Source organism: Streptomyces sp., from assembly GCF_019510245.1.
In the GTDB taxonomy this organism is placed as follows: Bacteria; Actinomycetota; Actinomycetes; order Streptomycetales; family Streptomycetaceae; genus Streptomyces.
The window spans coordinates 1-3,806 of record NZ_JAEKKT010000269.1; the positions used below are offsets into that span (position 1 = coordinate 1).

3 protein-coding genes and 1 pseudogene are annotated in these 3,806 nt (G+C 70.3%); 3 read left to right on the plus strand and 1 reads right to left on the minus strand.

Annotated elements, in window-relative coordinates; all coding sequences use genetic code 11:
* Positions 1-170: pseudogene (locus tag JF597_RS48490) on the minus strand (MarR family transcriptional regulator); the annotation flags it as partial.
* Between the two features lie 215 nt (positions 171-385).
* Here JF597_RS48490 and JF597_RS48495 point away from each other — a divergent pair.
* From JF597_RS48495 to JF597_RS48505, 3 genes are read left to right on the plus strand one after another with little or no spacing between them, the layout of a single operon-like run.
* Positions 386-1,324, plus strand: a complete 939-nt coding sequence (locus tag JF597_RS48495; RefSeq protein ID WP_294012097.1) for an SDR family NAD(P)-dependent oxidoreductase — start codon at positions 386-388, stop codon at positions 1,322-1,324.
* A gap of 8 nt (positions 1,325-1,332) precedes the next feature.
* Entirely contained in the window at positions 1,333-2,211 is an 879-nt protein-coding gene (locus JF597_RS48500; RefSeq protein WP_294012099.1) for an amidohydrolase family protein, read from the plus strand.
* Between the two features lie 13 nt (positions 2,212-2,224).
* Entirely contained in the window at positions 2,225-3,718 is a 1,494-nt protein-coding gene (locus tag JF597_RS48505; RefSeq protein ID WP_294012101.1) for a long-chain fatty acid--CoA ligase, read from the plus strand.
* Positions 3,719-3,806: the final 88 nt, after the last annotated feature.

The following is a 3,806-nucleotide window of genomic DNA, read 5'->3' on the forward strand; positions in this document are numbered from 1 at the left end:
AGGTAGCGCATGAGCGCGTAATGGCGCAGCCGGAAGCCGTGCTCGGCCAACACCGCGTTGAACATGCTCCCGGACCGCAGGCCGAGTCGGTACAAGAGGTAGCCCGTGTCCGCGTGCAGCGCGCGCATCCAGGGCGCGTCCCGGTCTGTCTCAGTGATCGGTGGCTCCATGGTCGAGGCCCCCGGCGTGGACGGGGGATGAGGTACTGGGCGGTTCCAGCATGGAGTACATCGAGGCTGTAAACAACTATTGACGACAACAATGATTGGTCTTAGCTTCTGTCCATCGGGCCGAACCGGGAGATCGCCGGTTCGCAGCCGCTCCGCGACCTGCCAGCGAAGGACCTTGTCTCGTGTCGCTTGTTTCCTCTGAGATTCCGAATGGGATGCCGAACCCCGGCACCGACCTGCGCGGGAAGGTGGCCGTCGTCACCGGGAGCGGCCGTGGCCTGGGCCTGGCCTACGCCACCGCGCTGGCCCGGGCCGGCGCCGCGGTGGTGGTCAACGACCTCGACGAGGCCGTGGCCGAGCAGGCGGCCCGGTCCATCACCGCCGCCGGCGGCCAGGCGGTCTTCGAAGTGGCCGCGATCGGTACCGCCGAGGCCGCCGAGCGCCTGGTCGACCGGGCCGTGACCGCCTTCGGCCGGCTGGACGTGATGGTCACCAACGCGGGGATCCTGCGCGACAAGGTGCTGTGGAAGATGACCGACGAGGACTTCGACGCCGTGATCGGCGTCCACCTCAAAGGCACCTTCACCTGCGCCCGTGCCGCCGTCGCCCGGATGCGTGAGCAGGGCGAGGGCGGGAGCCTGGTCCTCGTGGGATCACCGGCCGGCCAGCGCGGCAACTTCGGGCAGACCAACTACGCCGCCGCCAAGGCGGGGATCGCGGCCATGACGCGGACCTGGTCCATGGAACTGGCGCGCGCCGGCATCACCGTCAACGCCATCATCCCGGTGGCCGCCACCGCCATGACCGAGACCATCCCCGCCTTCGCCCCGTACGTCGAGGCCATGCACCGCGGCGAGCCCCTGCCCGACTTCCTGCGGATGGGCGAGGGCTTCGGCACGCCCGAGGACTGTGCGGCGCTGGTCCCGTTCCTGGCCTCCGACGCCGCCCGCGACGTCACCGGCCAGTGCATCGGCATCGGCGGCGACCGGCTCACCCTGTGGTCGCACCCGCAGGAGGTCTCGGTCGCCTACGCGTCCGGCGGCTGGACGCCCGAGACGATCGCCACCGCCTGGCACACCTCGGTCGGCAGCGCGCCGCAGAGCGTGGGCATCCCCGCCCCGAAGCTGCCGGTCCCCGAGACGGCGGCGCAGTGATGGCCGCGATGGACGTCGACAGCCTGGTGGCGATAGACGTGCACACCCACGCCGAGGTCTCCGCCAAGGGCTCCGCCTCGCTCGCCGACGAGCTGCACGACGCCTCCAGCGCGTACTTCAAGGTCGAGGGCGACCGCAAGCCCACCCTGAACGAGATCGCCGCCTACTACCGGGAACGCAGCATGGCCGCGGTCGTCTTCACCGTCGACGCCGAGTCCGCGACCGGGACCGAACCGGTTCCCAACGAAGAGGTCGCCGAGGCCGCCGCCGCCAACCCCGACGTGCTGATCCCGTTCGCGAGCATCGACCCGTTCCGCGGCCGCGCCGGCGTGAAGCAGGCCCGGCGGCTCGTCGAGGAGTACGGCGTCAAGGGCTTCAAGTTCCACCCCAACATCCAGGGATTCTTCCCCAACGACCGCATCGCCTACGGGCTCTACGAAGTGATCGAGGAGACCGGCGGCATCGCGGTGTTCCACACCGGCCAGACCGGGATCGGCGCCGGGGTGCCGGGCGGCGGCGGGATCCGGCTGAAGTACTCCAACCCGCTGCACGTCGACGACGTCGCCGTCGACTTCCCCGAGCTCAAGATCATCCTGGCCCACCCGTCCTTCCCCTGGCAGGACGAGGCGCTGGCGGTGGCCACGCACAAGCCGGGCGTGCACATCGACCTGTCCGGCTGGTCGCCCAAGTACTTCCCGCCGCAGCTGGTGCAGTACGCCAACACCCTGCTCCAGGACAAGGTCCTGTTCGGCTCCGACTACCCGGTCCTCACCCCGGACCGGTGGCTCGCCGACTTCGCCAAGCTGCCGATCAAGGACGAAGTCCGGCCCAAGATCCTCAAAGCGAACGCCGCCCGGCTCCTCGGGCTCACCGACACCGGCCGTTGAACGGAGCACCGCGATGCACAATGAGGGACTGGGGTCCTGGCCCGCCCGCCGGGCTCGCAAGACCCCGCGACGCACGGCTCTGATCCACCAGGACCTCGCCGTCAGCTATGCCGAACTGCACGCGCGCACCACCCGCCTCGCACACGCGCTGCGCGCCGCGGGCGTCCGGCACGGCGACCGGGTCGCCTACCTCGGCCCGAACCACCCCTCCTTCCTGGAGACGCTGTTCGCCGCCGGCCTGCTGGGCGCGATCTTCGTGCCGCTCAACACCCGGCTCGCCGCCCCCGAGATCGCCTATCAGCTGGCTGACTCCGGTGCCAAAGCCCTGCTTTACGCGCCCACCTGCGGCGCCCTGGTCGAGGGCCTCGACGTGGCGAACCGCTTCACCGTCGGCGACGCGGCGTACGAGGAACTGCTCGCGGCGGCGTCCGAGGAGCCCGTCGACGTGCCGGTCCCGCTGGACGATATCGCCGTCATCATGTACACCTCCGGGACGACCGGCCGCCCGAAGGGCGCGATGCTCACCCACGGCAACCTCACCTGGAACGCCGTCAACGTCCTGATCGACCACGACCTGACCGCCGACGAGGTCGCGCTGGTCTCCGCGCCGCTGTTCCACACCGCCGGACTCAACATGCTGACGCTGCCGGTCCTCCTCAAGGGCGGCACCTGTGTCATCGTGCCGGCCTTCGATCCCGGCGGCACCTTCGACCTCATCAAACGGCACCGGATCACCTTCATGTTCGGCGTCCCGGCGATGTTCGACCAGATCGCCCGGCACCCGCAGTGGCCCGGCGCCGACCTGTCCAGCCTGCGCATCCTCACCTGTGGCGGATCGCCGGTCCCGACCTCGCTGATCGCGGCCTACCAGGAGCGGGGCCTGGCCTTCCTGCAGGGCTACGGCCTGACCGAGGCCGCGCCCGGCACCCTGTTCCTGGACGCCGAACACGCGGTGACCAAGGCCGGTTCGGCCGGCGTGCCGCACTTCTTCAGCGACGTGCGGGTCGTCAAGCCCGATCTGACGCCGGTGGATCCCGGGGAGACCGGCGAGGTCGTGGTGTGCGGGCCGCACGTCATGTCCGGCTACTGGGGCCTGCCCGAGGAGACCCGCGCGGTCCTCGCCGACGGCTGGCTGCACACCGGGGACGCGGCCCGGGTCGACCAGGACGGTTACGTCACCATCGTCGACCGCGTCAAGGACATGATCATCTCCGGCGGGGAGAACATCTACCCCGCCGAGGTCGAGAACGCCCTGCTCACCCACCCCGACATCGTGGAGTGCGCGGTGATCGGCGTGCCGGACGAGACCTGGGGCGAGGTCGGCCGGGCGGTCGTGGTCTGCCGCGAGGGCGCGGCGCTGCGCGCGGAGGAGGTTCTGGCCTCGCTGTCCGGCCGGCTGGCCCGCTACAAGATCCCGAAGACCGTCGTGGTGGCGGACAGCCTGCCGCGCACGGCCTCCGGAAAGCTCCTGAAGGGCGACGTCCGCCGCCGGTACGGCAGCTCCTGACAAAGACATCTGACACCGCGAATCCGAACACCACAGAGGAGACCCCTTCATGGGTATCACCGCCGACGGCCTGGACGAGCTGAAGAAG

What these genes read in the sequence shown, in the direction of transcription:
- JF597_RS48500 (WP_294012099.1), top strand. Translation starts at nt 1,333, where the DNA reads ATGGACGTCGACAGCCTGGTGGCGATAGACGTGCACACCCACGCCGAG.
- JF597_RS48495 (WP_294012097.1), top strand. Translation starts at nt 386, where the DNA reads ATGCCGAACCCCGGCACCGACCTGCGCGGGAAGGTGGCCGTCGTCACC.
- JF597_RS48505 (WP_294012101.1), top strand. Translation starts at nt 2,225, where the DNA reads ATGCACAATGAGGGACTGGGGTCCTGGCCCGCCCGCCGGGCTCGCAAG.